This window comes from Methanosarcina sp. MTP4 (genome assembly GCF_000970045.1).
Taxonomy (GTDB): Archaea; Halobacteriota; Methanosarcinia; order Methanosarcinales; family Methanosarcinaceae; genus MTP4.
The window spans coordinates 252,948-270,628 of record NZ_CP009505.1 but is presented as its reverse complement, the minus strand read 5'-3'; the positions used below and the strand labels follow the sequence as shown (position 1 = coordinate 270,628).

At 48.2% G+C, this 17,681-nt stretch carries 13 protein-coding genes; 10 read left to right on the top strand and 3 right to left on the bottom strand.

What is annotated here, in order from left to right; translation table 11 throughout:
• The first annotated feature begins 87 nt into the window (after positions 1–87).
• From MSMTP_RS01215 to MSMTP_RS01205, 3 genes are all read left to right on the top strand, one after another.
• Positions 88–792 (top strand): (5-formylfuran-3-yl)methyl phosphate synthase, encoded by a 705-nt coding sequence (locus tag MSMTP_RS01215; RefSeq protein ID WP_048177259.1) that lies wholly within the window; start codon positions 88–90, stop codon positions 790–792.
• Positions 793–890: 98 nt separating this feature from the next.
• Positions 891–1,427: a metal-dependent hydrolase gene (locus tag MSMTP_RS01210; RefSeq protein ID WP_048177258.1), complete on the top strand. Its 537-nt coding sequence runs from the start codon at positions 891–893 to the stop codon at positions 1,425–1,427.
• Positions 1,428–1,614: 187 nt separating this feature from the next.
• Positions 1,615–2,139: a metal-dependent hydrolase gene (locus tag MSMTP_RS01205; RefSeq protein WP_048177256.1), complete on the top strand. Its 525-nt coding sequence runs from the start codon at positions 1,615–1,617 to the stop codon at positions 2,137–2,139.
• 58 nt (positions 2,140–2,197) lie between these two features.
• Here the strand turns inward: MSMTP_RS01205 and MSMTP_RS01200 are convergent, their stop codons facing one another.
• Entirely contained in the window at positions 2,198–3,784 is a 1,587-nt protein-coding gene (locus tag MSMTP_RS01200) for a glycosyltransferase (RefSeq protein WP_048177254.1), read from the bottom strand.
• 843 nt (positions 3,785–4,627) lie between these two features.
• Here MSMTP_RS01200 and MSMTP_RS01190 point away from each other — a divergent pair.
• From MSMTP_RS01190 to MSMTP_RS01175, 4 genes are all read left to right on the top strand, one after another.
• The gene (locus MSMTP_RS01190) at positions 4,628–5,710 is read left to right on the top strand and encodes a DegT/DnrJ/EryC1/StrS aminotransferase family protein (RefSeq protein ID WP_048177253.1); all 1,083 of its coding nucleotides are present in this window, start codon (positions 4,628–4,630) and stop codon (positions 5,708–5,710) included.
• Between the two features lie 100 nt (positions 5,711–5,810).
• Positions 5,811–6,746, top strand: coding sequence for a UDP-N-acetylglucosamine 3-dehydrogenase (locus MSMTP_RS01185; protein ID WP_082090447.1), 936 nt, complete (start codon positions 5,811–5,813; stop codon positions 6,744–6,746).
• 133 nt (positions 6,747–6,879) lie between these two features.
• On the top strand, positions 6,880–8,319 hold the full coding sequence (locus tag MSMTP_RS01180) for a nucleotide sugar dehydrogenase (protein WP_048182422.1): 1,440 nt from the start codon (positions 6,880–6,882) through the stop codon (positions 8,317–8,319).
• A gap of 535 nt (positions 8,320–8,854) precedes the next feature.
• On the top strand, positions 8,855–10,138 hold the full coding sequence (locus MSMTP_RS01175; RefSeq protein WP_048177249.1) for a UDP-glucose/GDP-mannose dehydrogenase family protein: 1,284 nt from the start codon (positions 8,855–8,857) through the stop codon (positions 10,136–10,138).
• 181 nt (positions 10,139–10,319) lie between these two features.
• Here MSMTP_RS01175 and galU read toward each other — a convergent pair whose 3' ends face one another.
• Complete coding sequence (galU, locus tag MSMTP_RS01170; RefSeq protein ID WP_156153634.1) at positions 10,320–11,201, bottom strand: UTP--glucose-1-phosphate uridylyltransferase GalU; 882 nt, start codon at positions 11,199–11,201, stop codon at positions 10,320–10,322.
• Between the two features lie 889 nt (positions 11,202–12,090).
• On the opposite strand from galU, the gene MSMTP_RS01165 reads away from it, so the two are divergent.
• From MSMTP_RS01165 to MSMTP_RS01155, 3 genes are all read left to right on the top strand, one after another.
• Positions 12,091–12,285 carry a hypothetical protein gene (locus MSMTP_RS01165; RefSeq protein ID WP_048177247.1) on the top strand — a complete coding sequence of 65 codons (195 nt, stop codon included), beginning with the start codon at positions 12,091–12,093 and terminating at the stop codon, positions 12,283–12,285.
• Between the two features lie 320 nt (positions 12,286–12,605).
• The gene (locus MSMTP_RS01160; RefSeq protein ID WP_231582868.1) at positions 12,606–14,837 is read left to right on the top strand and encodes an amino acid permease; all 2,232 of its coding nucleotides are present in this window, start codon (positions 12,606–12,608) and stop codon (positions 14,835–14,837) included.
• 269 nt (positions 14,838–15,106) lie between these two features.
• On the top strand, positions 15,107–15,679 hold the full coding sequence (locus tag MSMTP_RS01155) for a DUF1847 domain-containing protein (protein WP_048177246.1): 573 nt from the start codon (positions 15,107–15,109) through the stop codon (positions 15,677–15,679).
• 195 nt (positions 15,680–15,874) lie between these two features.
• On the opposite strand, the gene MSMTP_RS01150 is transcribed toward MSMTP_RS01155, so the two are convergent.
• Complete coding sequence (locus MSMTP_RS01150; protein WP_048177243.1) at positions 15,875–17,620, bottom strand: hypothetical protein; 1,746 nt, start codon at positions 17,618–17,620, stop codon at positions 15,875–15,877.
• Positions 17,621–17,681 lie beyond the last annotated feature (61 nt).

Sequence of the window (17,681 nt, the reverse complement as noted above, 5' to 3'; positions counted from 1 at the left end):
AATATTGGATAAAACCAATAAATTAAATAAAACGGATAATATTCACTATCCGAGATTCAAATATCACAATAAAAAAGAGGCTTATTTATGAAACTACTTGTAAGTCCTATCAACAGGGAAGAGGCAATTATCACCTCAAAAAGTGGCGCAGATATCATAGACATCAAAAATCCGAAAGAAGGCTCCCTTGGAGCCAACTTCCCCTGGGTAGTTCGGGATGTAAAAGAAGCCGTGAACGGCGAACAACCGATCAGCGCAGCCATAGGGGATTTCAACTTCAAGCCCGGAACTGCAGCCCTCACAGCCCTCGGGGCAGCAGTTGCCGGGGCAGATTACATTAAAATCGGCCTCTATGACATCCAGACCGAAGAACAGGCCCTTGAACTACTCACTGGAGTGGTAAAGGCGGTAAAGGATTACGACCCCAGGAAAAGAGTTGTAGCTTCCGGATACTCGGACTATGAACGTATCAACTCAATCTCCCCCATGCTCCTTCCGGCAGTTGCCGCTGAAGCAGGAGCAGATGTAGTTATGGTGGACACCGGAGTAAAAGACGGGAAATCCACTTTTGAGTTCATGGATGAAGAAAAGCTGACAGAGTTCGTAGGACTGGGCCATGAAAACGGCCTTCAGGTTGCAATCGCCGGCTCCCTGAAATTCGAAGACCTGTCCTTGCTTGAAGCTATCGGTCCCGACATCATCGGAGTCAGGGGAATGGTCTGCGGTGGAGACAGGAGCAATGCCATCAAGCAGGACCTTGTCGAGAAACTGGTAAGCGAGTGCCAGGCCTGAAAAATTCGAATTTTACATACAACAAAAAGTTTTGCGCCGGCAGGTCACCTGGCAGGTCGGCACAACAGCCTTTTAAACATTAATTTCTTTTAGACAGTATGTTCATTTTCGGGCACATAGGAATTACCCTGGGGATAGTTTATTCGGTAACTTATTTGCTGGACCATTTGCGTCCGGAAAAAAGCTTTCGGATAGATTACCACTGGGTTGCCTTCGGAGCCCTTCTCTCGGACATGATCGACAAGCCCCTGGGCAGAATAGTCCTTGCCGAAACAATCGGGAGCGGAAGAATCTTTGCCCACACCCTGCTTTTCGGATTTCTGCTTGCCTTTGCAGGGTACACCCTCTACCGCAGGACAGATGACTCAAAACTCCTTGTCCTTGCAGGGGCATCCTTTTGCCACCTTTTCGAAGACCAGCTCTGGAAAAGCCCCGCAGTCCTTTTCTGGCCGTTTTCAGGCTGGAGTTTTCCCAGAGACCAGATTTACGGCAATTTTTTTGAGTATTTGACAGTGGTCTTCAGCCATGCATACGATCCGGCTTATACAGGCGTGTTCACCTCCGAGATAATCGGATTTTGCATCACCGCACTGTTTGCGGGCAGTTATGCCAAGACAAAAATTTCCGGGAATTAAGGACGGGCTAAAAGGTTAGCCTTTTGTTTTAAGAGCCTATTGAAAAAAAATGCAGGCAGAATACAGAATAGAAACATACAGGAAAAACAGAATGGATCTACAGAATAAAAAGAATAAAGAAATGACACATACAAGATAAAAAGAGACAGAATATATAGATATAAATGAAAAACCCTATAATTTTTGGATGCTTCTTTTCGGTCATCTGGGGGTTACTTTGGGGATCTTTTTCTCACTGGGATTCATAATTCCACATCTCAGGAAATTTATTGATTTCAGGTACCTTGCCCTTGGCTCCATGCTTCCCGACATCGTCGACAAACCCCTGGGGAAATTAATCTTTGCCCAGACCCTTGCAAACGGCCGGATTATAGGCCATACCTTATTATTTAGCCTGTCTCTTGCCCTTTTAGGGTTTTACATTTATGAAAAGAAAAGAAACCCATGGCTTCTCACCTGTGCCGCAGGTTCGTTTTTCCACCTGCTCGAAGACAGGATGTGGGCAAATCCTGTAACGTTTTTTTGGCCGCTTTTTGGGTGGAGCTTTCCGAGAGGTTGCCCGGACCATACGGGCCTTGAATACTTTATAGAAATGTTCAAAAGATCCTTCGAGCCCGAATTATCCCCGTGTTTCATCAGTGAACTCCTGGGCATGATCATAATTAGTTTCTTTATTGTAAGCTCTATTAAAAAAAGAATTGAAAAGCGGTAAAAAGATAAGGGTCAGAAGAACATATCTATAACTGTCGGCCTATACGACAATTATTGAATCAGACATTTACTGCCCTCTTTTTTTCAGCCTGCATGTCAAAAAGCATTCCGAAGAGAAGCATCTGGACACCCATACCCAGCACGAAAAGGTCCAGCAGGACATAGTAGGAAGGAAGCGGAGTTTGCAGCAGCGCCTGCAGAAAGACCCAGAATCCGAAGAGCACACCAAAAGGTAGGGCAATCATCCCGGCAAGGTAGAAGAGGACCAGTGGATGGAAGTCCAGGACCGTGTACTTGACCCTTAGCCTCCAGAGAAAACCCTTAAAGAGCATTGGTGAAACCTTGAGGACGTACCTGCTGTATTTTATAGAGGATTTCTCCCTGCCATAACGGGCGGGAATCACCACGTCCATGACTCTCATCCCGAAAGCGTTCAATTTGATCAACAGGTCATTGCAGTAGCCGTAATAAGGATATACTGCGTCAAGGTCCAGGGCCTCAAGAGCCTGCCTGGAAATAGCCGTGTACCCGTTCTGAGGGTCCGTGACCTGCCAGTATCCGCTTCCGATCTTCGTAAGCAAGCTGAGAAGCGTGTTCCCGAAAGACCTCCAGGGGCTCATGCCGGTCCTGAAACTATCGGAAAGAAGCCTGTTGCCCTTGGTGTAGTCAGTCTCCCCTTCGAGGATCGGAAAGAGCAGTCGGGGCAGTTCGGCGGGGTCCATCTGGTTGTCCCCGGCCATAACGGCCACAACATCCATTTCATCCTTCAAAGCCAGCTTATACCCGTCGATAATCCCTGCACCTACCCCTTTATTTTCATCGTGGCGCAGGTACAGGACCCTCGGGTCCCTGAAGCTTTTCACAATCTCCCCTGTCCGGTCCGTGCTGCCGTCATCAATCAAGTAGATCCTGTCCACATATTCCGGAATTCCGCTCAGGGTCTCCCCAATAAGCTTTTCTTCATTATAGGCAGGGACAACAACCCCTATGCTGCAGCTTTCCAGCTTTCTGAACACCGGATCCGCATTAAAGCTCATGTAATTTATTTTGATATTTTCCGCTTCAGCGGCGGAGATAAGGGACCCCAAAGACAGATGTGCAGGGCCTGAGTTGAGCTTTTGAAGCGAAGCGGCTGTTACGGCAAAGAAACCTACTTTTTCCCTGCAGGCTTTTTTCCCGTTCAGAAGCCTGACGTTTTCCATCTCGTGCGAAAACCTGCACGGCCAGGAACCTACCGAAAGTTCAAAGCCTCCGTTCCTCAAAGGATCGAGCACATGAGAAAGCAGGTCGATATCCTGCATACATTCCGGATAAATAAGCACCACGAGTTCCGAATCAAAAGATGCCTTGAAAAGGACCTTCAGCAGCGCTTCTTCTCCCCCTGCCTGCGGAAGGACGCTTGCCCCACCCAGAGCCGCCACTTCCATGGTCCGGTCAGTAGAGCCCCTATCAAGCACAAGTACCCGGTCAGCATAATGTGCCGCAAGCAAAACCTTGCTTCCGATGGAAGATTCTTCGTTACAGGCCGGGATCACTACCGTAAGTTCGTGCCTGAGCGCCTTCTCGGAAAACGGAGACGGAGAAGACACTATGCTTACAGGCTCGGAAATCAAAGAATAAAGACCAAGTGCAAGGGCTACAGACAAGCCCTGCTCACCCCCTTATAAATGTACATCTAAACTAAACCCCCTTTTAAGGTATAAATGCAAAAATATTAAAGGCTATCATATAAAATATAAATAAAATATAATATATTATAATGTTGGGGAGATACAGGTCGAAGTTTTTTAGAAGAGAGAATTCAGCACCCAGAACGTCGGAAAACGATTATGGCAACCCCGATACATTGAAAAGCAGGGCAAATAAAAGACGTGTTCGCCATCATAATATACCGTGCTTCATGGGCAAGACCGATTTTCAGGAAAGGGTACAGGTAAGGAACTTAAAACCCGGACACGAAAATCAATGGTCAGGGAAAAAAATACTGAAATGGGGGAAAATTTGCTGGTGGGGAGCACCTTGATCATAGATTGGAAAGTGAAAATAGGAAATAACATCAACGTGCGGGGAAACATCCATCAGGGGAAACGTCCTGACTGAAGGCAACGTGTATATCGAGCCCTGTGCCATGCTTGCAAATAATAAACATCCTATCCGCAGGGAATACTAACTTGAAGACCCGGTATTCCGGAGGTGCCCCGATCGGAGCCAGAGTCACATAAATGAAGCATATAAGAACCGAATGCATACAGGATAAAGTACAATAATTGAGTACCTATAATGAAACTTTAAGATTATACATTTAAATTATGATGTGGATAAACCAGTTTCAATTTAAAAAAGATATTTAGAACATATAAGAGAGATACGTAGAGAGAATATTGAGAATATACGGGGATACACAGAGAGAATACATATAAAGAATATTCATGGAAGGCTAAAACTTATATTCTAAGAATATTTATTCAATTAGGGGGAAACATTTTAAAATGATAGGAATTGCAGAACCTCAACTCGGGGGGGAAGAGTTAGAGGCAGTGTCGGCGGTCCTGTATTCAGGAATGCTGGCCCAGGGCCCGAAAGTTGAGGAATTTGAAGAGGCTTTTGCCGGTTATCTCGGATGTGAACATGCCGTTGCCGTGAATTCCGGAACAGCTGCCCTGCACTGCGCCCTGCTCGCCCACGGAATAGGACAGGGGGATGAAGTCATCACGACACCATTCAGCTTTGTTGCAAGTGGGAACTCCATCCTGTATACGGGCGCAAGGCCGGTATTCGCAGACATCGAAACCGAAACATACACTCTTGATCCTGAAAAAATCCAGGAGAAAATAAGCCCGAAAACAAAAGCAATTATGCCTGTCCACCTTTACGGTCACCCTGCAGGGATGAAGGTAATCCTGGAACTTGCGGAAGACCACGGTCTTGCCGTAATAGAAGATGCCTGCCAGGCGCACGGTGCGAAGTACCGGGGAAAGAAAGTAGGGAGTTTCGGGACAGGGACATTCAGCTTCTATCCCACGAAAAACATGACCACCGGAGAGGGAGGAATGCTCACTACCAGCGAGAGGGAAGTTGCGGAAAAAGCAAAGCTGATAAGGGCGCACGGTTCAAAGATCAGGTACCTGCACGAAACGTTAGGGTATAACCTGCGCATGACAGACATTGCCGCGGCAATCGGGATCGTGCAGCTGGGGAAACTGGAAAACTTCAACTCCCGCCGCCGGAAAAACGCAGAATTCCTGTCCGGGAAACTTGCCGGGCTTGCGGGGGTCAGGACCCCGTCCGTGAAGGAGGGGTGCACCCACGTATTCCACCAGTATACGGTCACGGTCAAAGAAAGGGACCTGCTGGCAGACTTCCTCGGAAAAGAAGGGATCGGGGCGGGAGTCCATTACCCAAGAACGATTCCAGACCAGCCCCTGTACGAAAACCTGGGATACAGGGACATGATCCCCGAGGCTGAGAAAGCTGCAAAAGAAGTGCTTTCCCTGCCCGTACACCCGGGACTTTCGGGAGAGGACCTGAAACAAATTTCAGAGGCAGTCAGGAATTTCTTTAGCGATAACTAAAAACCGGATTTAGGGAATTCGGATTTTCATATTAAGGGAAGCCCGCTAAAATATGCGGGAAACCCACATAATAGAAAAATAATTAGGGGGGTAAAAAGCGTTGATACGCGTAGGAGTCATCGGAACAGGGTACATGGGGGAAAACCATGTCCGGATCTACAGTGAGATGGAGGACGTAAAGCTGCTCGGGATTTCCGACCCGAACGCTTCCAGAGCAAGGGAACTGGCAGTCAGATACGAAACAAAACCTTTTACAAACCATACTAAAATGTTTGAAAAGCTGGGGCTTGATGCGGTAAGCATTGCAGCCCCTACCACCCTGCACTACCCTATAGTCCTCGATGCACTGCAGGCAGGGGTGGACGTGCTTGTGGAAAAACCCATTGCCGACAGCATTGAAAACGCAAGTTCCATGATCGAATCGGCAGAGGAATATGACAGGCACCTGATGGTGGGGCATATCGAGAGGTTCAACCCTGCGGTCCAGAAATTAAAGGAGCTCATAGACTCCGGGACCCTCGGGAAAGTTGTTTCCGTCTCAACCCGCAGGGTCGGGCCGTACAACCCCAGGATCCGGGACGTAGGAGTGATCCTGGATATAGGGGTTCATGATATTGACATCATCTCCTACCTATACGGGATGAAGGTAAACCAGGTCTATGCCGTGGCAGGTTCGGATATCCATTCATTTGAGGACCACGCTTCCATCCACCTGCGCCTGAATCATGAGTACTCGGGGCTCGTAGAAACAAACTGGCTCACCCCGCACAAGATACGAAAACTCACGGCAGTTGGGCTGAAAGGGGTGGCTTATCTCGATTACCTGGAGCAGAGCGTGGAAATGCACGACAACGGCTGGATCCGGAAAGCCAGGGTTGAAAAAGCCGAACCCCTGAAAAATGAACTTTCCCACTTCGTCCACTGTGCCAGGGAGGGGACCTGCCCGAAACCTTCGGGAGAGGAAGGGAAACACGCCCTTGAAGTGGCAATGGCCGCAATCCGCTCATACAGAGAAGAAAAAATGATAGAAATTTGAAAAGATAGGGATCTGAAAAGATGGGGATCTGAAAACCCAAAAAGAATGGTGCAGGCCTGAAAAACAAAAAGAAAGGGTGAGACCTGAAAAAAACCGAAATCCTGAAAAACCCGCAATAAACGAAAGTGATCACATGAATTCGTCCTTCAGCAAACTCCGGACTCTTCTGGAAAAAAGGGGCCCCATCAAAAAGATCGGGGTAATAGGAATGGGATACGTGGGAATTCCTGCAGCAGTACTGTTTGCGGATGCCCCCTGTTTTGACAGGGTACTCGGGTTCCAGCGCAACTCAAGGACCTCGGGACACAAGATAGAGATGTTAAACCGGGGAGAAAGCCCACTAAAAGGCGAGGAGCCGGGGCTCGAAGCTCTCATAAGGAAGGTAGTTTCCACCGGGAAGTTCGAATGCACCCCGGACTTTTCCAGAATATCCGAACTCGATGCCGTAACCCTGGCAATCCAGACGCCTTTTGCAAACTCCAAAGACCTCGAACCGGACTTTTCCGCCCTTTCCGAAGGCATCCGGAACGTTGGGAGATACTTAAAGCCAGGCATGCTCGTGGTCCTGGAATCCACCATCACCCCGGGCACAACCGAAGGCATGGCAAAGCAGGTCCTTGAAGAGGAATCAGGTTTAAAAGCCGGGGAAGACTTCGCCCTTGCCCATGCCCCGGAGAGGGTGATGGTAGGCAGGCTCCTGAAAAACATCCGTGAGCACGACCGGATTGTCGGGGGCATCGACGAAGCCAGCAAAGAGCGGGCAATGGAACTCTACACCCCTGTACTTACGGAAGGAAAAGTAATCCCGATGTCCGCGACTGCAGCCGAGGTTACGAAAACTACGGAAAACACCTTCAGGGACCTGCAGATTGCGGCTGTCAACCAGCTTGCCCTCTACTGCGAGGCCATGGGCATCAATGTCTACGATGTCCGGGCAGGAGTGGACAGCCTTAAAGGAGAAGGGATCACAAGGGCAGTCCTCTGGCCGGGAGCAGGAGTCGGAGGGCACTGCCTCACCAAAGATACCTACCACCTGGAAAGGGGGGTCAAACTTGCAGGAAACCCCCTGGACTATCCCGAAGCTTCCGACTCGATCTACGTGCTTGCGCGGAAAGTTAACGACTTTATGCCGGTGCACATGTACAACCTGACCGCCTCTGCCCTTGAGAGGGTGGGGAAAAAGGTGGAAGGGTCAAAGATTGCAATGCTAGGCTGGGCTTTTATCAGGGACTCGGACGATGCCAGGAACACGCCTTCCGAACCCTTCAGGGAACTCTGCCGGAAGGCAGGAGCAAAAGTGGCGGTGCATGATCCCTATGTCCGGGACTATCCGGGACTTGAGATTTCGGAGGAACGGAAAGAAGTCCTGAGAAATGCCGATGCAGCCGTAATCCTGACAGGGCACAGTGCATATTTCAGTCTCGGACCCGGCGAGCTTGGAGAGCTTATGGGAAAGGAGCACCCCGTACTTGTGGACGGGAGAAACGTGGCGGACCCTGACAGTTTTATTGAAGCCGGCTTCGTGTACAGAGGAATTGGAAGAGGGGACAAAAACAGACACAATATAAAGTGAAATGCAAGAGTGAACTGCACACAAAAAAAGTCCAGCAGTCTTATCAACCCGAACTCAGCTGCAATAGCAGCTAACCTCTTTTTTAAAAAAATGTTCCTTTGAAATGTTCCTTTGAAATGCTCCTTTGAAAAGAGCCCGGAACGTTCTTTTTTTCCGTTTTCAAGCCAGTATTTACACGTTTAGATGTATTATTCCGTTGAAAACCCGGTAAAAAAGAGCATTCTGCAGTATACATGGGAACCTCTGACCCAGCTGAAATAAAGAAAATCCTGAGATTTGAGAGAGTAAAGAATTTAAAGGTGATCAATGTAACTATGCGATTATTATAGCAATACGATTAACGTAACCATGCGACTAATAAGCTATTTTCGAATTTCGGGAAACAGGGATACCCGATAAAACATTCATATGAAAAGAAGCCTAAATGCAGGTAAAAGCAAAACACGTAACAGGATAAGTAACAAAGAACGCAACAAAAACGTGGAAAAAGGTTTTCAAATACATCACTACTTTCGGACAAAAAGAGGCACAATCAATGAAAGTTTCGGTCATAGGTTCAGGGTACGTGGGCTCGGTCACAGCTGCATGTTTTGCCGACGTGGGGCACGAAGTGGTCTGCGTGGATATCGACGAGAAAAAGGTGGAGCAGATAAATAAGGGGGTCCCCCCGATCTACGAAGAGGGGCTCGAAGAACTTTTAGGGAAATACGCAGGAAAAAGGCTCATAGCTACCACGGACTCGGTGTTTGCTGTCCAGGATACGGAAATTTCGTTTATCTGCGTCGGGACCCCGTCAGGGGAAGACGGGAGCATCGACCTTTCAATAGTCCGGGCAGCCGCAGGGAGTATCGGGGAAGCCCTGGCAAAGAAGGAAGGCTACCATGTGGTTGTGGTAAAGAGCACGGTGGTGCCCGAAACTACGGAAAAAGTCGTCCTGCCTATCCTGGAAGAAAAATCCGGGAAAAAGGCAGGAAAGGACTTCGGAGTTGCAATGAACCCCGAGTTCCTGCGGGAAGGAAAGGCGGTTTACGATTTCATGCACCCGGACAAGATCGTTGTCGGGGCAAATGACCGGAGGGCAGGGGACCTGGTTTCCGAACTTTACCGGGGCTTCGACTGCGAGGTCACCCACACCATTCCCCGGACTGCGGAAATGATCAAGTACGCAAACAACTCCTTCCTGGCAACCAAGATCTCCTTTGCCAACGAAATCGGGAACATCTGCAAGAAGCTCGGGATCGACACCTATGAGGTCATGCAGGCAGTCGGGAAGGACTTTCGGATTTCCCCGAATTTCCTGAACTCCGGAGCCGGTTTCGGAGGGTCCTGCTTCCCCAAGGACGTAAAAGCCCTGATAGGGAAAGCAAAGGATATAGGGTACGAGCCCTTGCTCCTGGAATCCGTGATCGCGGTAAACGAAAAGCAGCCCCTCCTGATGACCGAAATCCTGGAAAGGAAAGCAGGGGACCTGAAAGGCAAAAAGGTCGCAGTCCTGGGCCTGGCCTTTAAAAACGACACCGACGACATCCGGGAATCAAGAGCTATCCCGATCATCGCCGAGCTCCTGAGGCTCGGAGCAAGGATTTTTGCCTACGACCCCATGGCTGCCGGGAGCATGAAAAGGGTCTTCCCGACAATAGAGTACTGCAAAAGCGCAGCTGAAGCCCTGAAGGATGCCGACGCCTGCCTGGTGATGACGGAATGGGAAGAGTTCAAAGAGCTGGACGCCGAGTTCGAAGATATGAAAGAAAAAATAGTGATTGACGGAAGAAGGATAATCAGGGCAAAAGGGCTTGATTACGAAGGGCTCTGCTGGTGAAATCCCGGCATATAACCCTTCTTAAACTTTTCGTAAATGTTCCTTATGAGTAGTTATTCAGAGTCTTATTATAGAACCCTCTTCCACTCTCGTAATTCTGACTATCTTGATTCTTCCACTCTCGTAATTCTGACTATCTTGATTCTTCCACTCTCGTAATTCTTCCTCAATCCCTGTTTATTCATTCCAGAGAGGTTTCCGAAGCAGTAACTAATTTGAGGTATTCGAGCACGTCGTCACGAAGGGAATCGTTCCGCAGGGCGAAGTCCACGATTGCCTTTACGTAGCCGAGTTTGTCCCCGGTATCATAGCGCGTCCCTTTGAACTCGTATGCATAGATGGTCTGGGACTCGTTAAGGAGCCTGATCCCGTCCGTTAGCTGGATCTCATTTCCTACGCCTTTTCCTGCTGCTTTGATGCAGTCGAAGATCTCGGGGGTGAAGACGTAGCGCCCGATTGCCCCGATGTTTGAGGGGGCGTCTTCTGGGGCAGGTTTTTCCACAATGTCTTCCAGAACGTAGAGAGAGTCATCGAAAAGCTTGCCTTTGATTATCCCATAACTGCTCAACTTTTCATAGGGCACCTCTTCCACGGCTATCGTGGAGCGCCCGTACTTATCAAAGTTTTCAATTAGCTGGGCGGTGCAGGGCTTGTCGTTGACAATAATGTCATCGCCCAGAAGCACTGCAAAAGGCTCATTTCCTATATGCTTTTCCGCTCTCAGGATGGCGTCCCCAAGCCCCAGGGGCTCTTTCTGGCGGATGTAGTGGATGTCCACAAGGGAGGAGATGTCCCGAACAAGTTTGAGAAGGTCGGTATTGTGTTTTTTTGCAAGGTGCATCTCGAGTTCGGGAGAGTCGTCAAAGTAATCTTCAATCGCCCTCTTACCGCGGCCCGTAATAATGATTATGTCTTCGATTCCGGATTCGATGGCTTCTTCTACCACGTACTGGAAAACAGGCGTATCGATGATAGGAAGCATTTCCTTTGGCATGGACTTCGTTGCAGGCAGGAAACGGGTTCCAAGGCCGGCTGCGGGGATTATTGCTTTTTTGACATTCAAGACTGACACTCCGAATAAGAGAAAGTTTTGTGGAAGGGTATTTTTGAGGCTAATTAAAATTCCTTACTAAAGTACTTTCAATGCAAGACATTTTTAAGTTTTTCCTTTATTCTTTACCCTCTCCTATATAGACGCCTAACAAGGGAATAACTTTTGGGACGGCAAAGGCGTCAAGCAAGGATACCGGACATGGAAATCAAAGAGCACAAGGTAAGGGAACAGAAGCATGAGCATCAAGTAAAGCACCGAATAATGAAACCAGGCATGGGCATAAGGGATGGACATAAGGAATGGACATAAGGCAAGAACACCAGGCATGGAAATCCTGCAGTAGAATTCCGGAGACATACAAGATATTAATAGGAAGATAAAGGTTTATTAAAAGATTTTGATGGTTCACTGTTGTATGGTTGCTGTTTTAAACCGCTTAAATGTCAGAAGATCTCGAACGCTTAAATGTCAGAAGGTCTTGTAGTCGGGACCCAAGCCTTACTTCCGATAGAGGGAGAAATTTGTTATTGAGATGAAGCAAAAGAGAATAAATATAAAAAAGGATTTCTCCCAAAAATTCAATATGAACCCCCTTATTTCCTCTGGAAAAATTAAATCAGTTTTCCCGTCAAAACCTCTTTTTATTCAGGAAAAATTAGTGTTCAAAGCCCGGATTCCTTTCGTGATATTTTTTCTGGTTTTCACATATGAAGGGATTAATACTCCCCTCTGCCTCATCTCCATCTTCCGATCATACCCAGCGCCATTACAAAGTTGCAGTGGATGTAGGGGATTTTCAAAATTAACCCTGTTTCTGAAAATTAGTTCTTACATTTTTAAATTCATACCCTCCAAATTAAGATAGGGGGATTTTGGGAATGGCGGAGGATTCTTCGAAATGGCTGAATTTATGGATGGCTTTAGTGGCGTTGCTACTTTGTGGTATGGCCCTGGTTTTTGTTTTCATCCTTTCCCATGGTTAAATCTATGGAAGATTGAGGTTCTCGAAAACTTAGTTTTTAGAGTTAGCAGGTTTATTTTCGCAGGGTTTGAAGTAGAAAAGGGGAGGTTTCGGACATGTCTGTTAAATTGAAGTCCTTACTCACAGTCCTTGAGTTTTTGCCACTGGGGCTCTTGCTCGTCTTTGTGCTTATCATGACGTGAACGAATACTTACTGAATATCTGAAATACCCAGAACCTGGATAAGCCTTTAAGATACTGCTTTTTACTTTTTTATAAGATATTGCTTTTTAGTAGCACCACCATACTTTTATGTGGGGATGTGCGGGTTTCTGGCTAACGAGAAGCTTATACAGACCGGTTTTACAGAACGATTAGTCAGGTCCGAAGACTTGAGGTGACCCTTAGGGAAGGTTGTAAAGGCCCTGTGGATTTTGAGAGAGGTTGGACGTTTGGAGGATGAAACGCTGGAAGCCGGGGAGGGTGCAAAGAGCCTCCAGGAACAGATGAAGGAGCAAAAGACAAAGGTCAGGCGCTTTGGGACATTCGATGGCGTCTTTGTCCCCACCCTGCTTACCATCCTTGGGGTTATCATGTACCTGCGAGAAGGCTGGGTTGTAGGAAATGCAGGGCTTCTCGGAGCCTGGCTGATCATCCTGATTGCTTTTAGTATTACTGCCTTTACAGGGCTTTCTCTTGCTTCGGTTACCACAAATATCCGTATAGGAGCCGGAGGAGCTTATTCCATAATTTCCCAGTCCCTGGGACTTGAGGTTGGGGGAAGTATCGGAATTCCCCTCTACCTTTCCCAGGCCCTGGCCGTTGCCATGTACATTTTCGGGTTCCGGGCGGGCTGGAGGTGGGTCTTTCCGGAGCATCCTGCCCTTTTAGTTGACCTGGCAGCCTTTGCCCTGCTTTTCGTAATCGCCTATATCAGTGCCAGCCTCGCTTTTCGGATCCAGTACATCATCCTTGCCGTGATTGCAGCTTCCTTGATATCCATTTTCTGGGCAGGGTTCGGTTCCCCTCCTGAACCCATACAGTGGTGGGGCAACTTCCCCGGCACGCCAGAATCCGGGTTTTCCGGGATTGGGTTCTGGGGGGTGTTTGCTGTATTTTTCCCTGCTGCCACCGGGATAATGGCTGGTGCCAATATGTCAGGGGAACTCAAGAATCCCAGGAAAAGCATTCCTGTAGGTACCCTGAGTGCCATAGGCATAAGTCTCTGCATCTATCTTCTCCTGGCTTACTGGTTTGCCCGCTCAGCCAGTCCAGATGAGCTTGTAAGCGACTATACTCTGCTGATCGAAAGAGCGGTATCCGGCCCCCTTGTACTTGCAGGGCTCCTCGGAGCAACTTTCTCTTCAGCCCTCTCCTCCATCGTGGGCGCGCCGAGAATCTTACAGGCCCTTGGAGCGCATGGAATCTTGCCAAAAAGTGAATGGTTTTCCAAAAAAACCGACCGGGGTGAACCCAGAAACGCCATGGTATTTACAGGTGCCATAGTCCTCGGGGCCCTGATGCTAAGGACCCTGAACACGGTGGCTCCCCTGATAGCTATGTTTTTCCTTATCAGCTATGCCATGATCAACCTGGTCGTCTTTATCGAACAGAGCCTGGGCCTGGTGAGTTTCAGGCCCCTTTTCAAAATCCCCAGGGCAGTATCCTTCCTGGGGGCTGCAGGCTGCCTTTTTACAATGTTCATCGTAAACCCCGGCATCAGCTTCCTTGCAGTGACCCTTGTTCTTTTGATCCACAGCTACCTTATCCGCAAGCAACTGAAAGCCCCCTTCGGAGACGTTCGAAGCGGACTTTTCGTGGCCCTGGCCGAATGGGCGGCAAAAAAGGCAAATTCTCTTGCCCCTCCCGGCGAAAGGGTCTGGAAAGCAAACCTCCTGGTGCCAGTAGAAGACCCCCGGGACCTCCGGGGAACCTTTAATTTCCTCAGGAATATTGCGTATCCCAAGGGTTCGATCAAACTTATGGGCCTGACAGGGAAAGTGAAAGAAGATATTCTCCTCTCCCGGCTTCCTGAAATGAGCCAGGGTTTTCAGGAAGAAGGGATTTTCGCTTCCTGGACTCTTATAGAGAGTGCAGAATTCGGAAAGAACCTGATCGCAGGCATGGAAGCTTTGACAGGTTCGTTTTTCCGCCCGGGGATTCTTTTTTTAAGGCTTCCCGAATCCCGGGACCGAGATGAAGAAATCCGGGAGATCATAAGGAATGCGGCCCTGCACAGGATGGGGGTGCTCCTCCTCTCAAAACACCCTAAATCCGGGTTTGGGAGGAGAAATTCCATCAACCTCTGGGTCGAAGACAGGGGGCCCGCCTGGGAAATCAGTATGGACCTTGGAAACCTGGACCTGGCTCTGCTTACCGCATACAAGCTTAAACGCAACTGGAAAGCGTCTCTGAGTTTTACGGCCCTGATAGACTCCCCTTCCCGGATCCGGGCAGCCAGAGACTTCCTGTATTCCCTTGCCGACCTGGCCCGGATCCCGAACGTAGCTGTGCGGGTGCTGCACGAAGGCCTGGAAAAAAGCTCTGGAGTTCCCTCAGCTTCCCTGCACATTTTCTGCCTATCTCCAGACCCTGACCTTGACCTTGCCCGGGCTTTAACGGAAAAAACAGGCTCTTCGTGCCTTTTTGCCCTGGATTCCGGAGAAGAAAACGCTCTAGCCTGAATATTTTTTACAGAGTATTCTCTTACAGGATTATGTTTTTCGGAGTATTTTCTTACAGGATTATGTTTTTCGGAGTATTTTCTTACAGGATTATGTTTTTCGGAGTATTTTCTTACAGGATTATGTTTTTCGGAGTATTTTCTTGCATCATTTTCTTAGATGTTTGTGTTTTGTTTCTGAACCTTTACCTGCTACAAAAAATCCAGGAATACTTTTATCATGTTCCTTGCAGACCAGCATGTCAGATCATTCTAACAAGGAGCAAAAATATGAAGTGCGCACTCTGTGATGAAAAAAAATGCTATAAAGGAAAAGACTGCACGAGCATCAAAGACGAGATTTCCTACGAAGGCGGGGACCTGGATTCTATGCAGGTCTCAGCTGAGATCGAGGCCCACTACTATATGGAAAAGACCAGGCTTGAAGAACTCATCCTTTACGCACAGAAGATGGGCTACAAAAAGCTCGGGATTGCTTTTTGCATAGGGCTTGAAAGGGAAGCAAAAACCATCCACAAAATTCTTGCTCGGGATTTCGAGGTATTTTCGGTCTGCTGCAAGGTCTGCGGCCTTGACAAGGAAGCTTTCGGTCTCGAGAAGTTATACGGGAAAGGGTTTGAAGCAACCTGCAATCCCATAGGCCAGGCAAAAGTCCTGAATGAAAGTGAAACTGACCTGAATATCATAGTCGGACTCTGCATCGGGCATGATATCCTTTTTACCCAGAACTCCGAAGCGCCGGTGACAACGTTCATTGTCAAAGACCGGGTGCTCACTCATAACCCTGCGGGAGCTATCTATTCGGGATATTACCTGAAAAAAAGGTTTGGAATATCGGAATGAATAAAAGGCTAAGGAACGAGGACTAAAAATAAAAAAATGTTTTTAAAATGGGGGAGGTAGGAGGAGTTTTTCAGGGTAGTATTCCTTTTATCCCCCTGCATTTCCCTCCGCCTGCACCCTGATGGCACAGACTGAGCTTGTATGGTAACTACCCTGTTACTCTCCTGTTAAACCTCCTTCAAACCCTTTTTCGGGTTAATTTTCTCTCTTTTTTCTTCTGAGCCCCACCATACCCAGGAGAAGAGAGCTCATCATTAATACGCTCACGACGGATTTCACTCCGGAACCCGAAACTACCCTTGCCCCTGTTTTCAGTTCAGGTGTGCTCTGCATGTTCAGGGAATAGCTCGGGTCAATACCCAGGATGAAAAGCTCGGTTAGCCTGTAGGTGCCGGTACCCTGTACTGTATAGTTGATATAGGTCTGGTTTCCGGGTGTGCCTTCAGGTTCCAGGGGACCCACATTCCACCAGTAAGCATCTCCCTGGATTGGAGACATGACGCCCGTATGCCCATCAGGATCCGTTTCATTGTATACCATTTCGAACCCATTCGGGATGATATCGTACACATATACGTTCGGAGGCGTTTCTAGATTACCCAGGTTGTGAACCCGGAGGGTTATGTCATACTGGTCATCATAGGTCATGTTCCTGGCTATGGACTTCTTCGCTTCGACAAGATACCCATTGATGATGTATATTTTCTCAATAAGTTCATATGCTCCATTGGTAGTCGAGTAGCTTTCGGAAAGCTGTCCGCCTCCATCCGACAGGTCCACTGAAAGGTCCACATCAATCCAGCCCACAGGGACAGGGTCGGGGAAGTCATATATCTTCCACTCATCCTTAGTCCATGTCTCCCCGTTTGAGATTGTCTCGGAGGTATATGACGTAGAATTGACAGCCGAAGTGTCCTGAAGGGCTGTGCTGTTGGTGACGTACAGGTTTACGGAGGATATGCTGAAACTTATTTCATCAGTATCGGTGTTTTCGATTGTTGGGGTGAATCCCCAATCATTTCCATCCCCCCCATCGTCCGGACTCAGCTGTTCTTTCTGGAGGGAAATTTCGATATTCGAGGTGGTAGCTGTCGGCTCCTCGTTCAACCCTACTCCACTGCCGGATTCATTTCCATCATTAATTGTGAATTGAAGGGTGGAATTCCCGAGATAATATGGAATTGAACTCTGGAAGCCCCCGTTGTTATGAACATCCGGGTCGTTATCGGATGCTGTGAAGTTGAGTGTGGCAGTTGACCCTATGCCAAGCGTTGCGAGGTCCCAGGTAAGCACGTTTCCACCTGTTATCGAAGGATTCCCGACATCCGCTAAAGCTTCTGAAAAGTTGAAATCTGCGGTTGAGTCGGTATCATTATCCGCAGCAGTCTTGATAAGCTGGATGCCGGTGATAGCTGAACTTGCGTTATTTTCCAGTGTCAGAGAAACGTTAATGCTTCCACCCGCAAGGATCTTGCTTGTGTTATAGCTTTCACTGAAATTCACAGGCCTTGAACCTGTGCAGCTGTAAGTTATGATTGCCGATCTAGCCGGTTCCTCTGCGGCAAGGGAATTGATATGGATTATGACATAGCCGTCCCCGGTAGTGTCAAGGTCGACACTGTTTCCTGTGGACACGGCCCACCCGGAACTGCCCCCTTCACTGAAGTTCAGGGAAATGTCATAAAGTTCCGTTGTCAGCATGTTTGTTATGTTGATTTCCCCTTCCCCTGTCGGCGCTCCCTGCGTGAGTGTGGTCCCGTCGAATTCGTCCGTCAGGTTTATTGATTCCGTGACCCGGATATTCAGGACTGCGGTTGCAGAAGCCGGAAAAGAAAGGAGAACTAGCATTATCAGTACGGTGAAAGCACAGAAAAAACTGTACTTTACAGAATATCTATTCTTTACAGTAAGTCTATTCTTTACAGTAGGACTATTTCCCATATGTCTCCCCCACTATTGTCCATGACTGAATGCCCCCCAAACCATATGATTTCAGGACTGA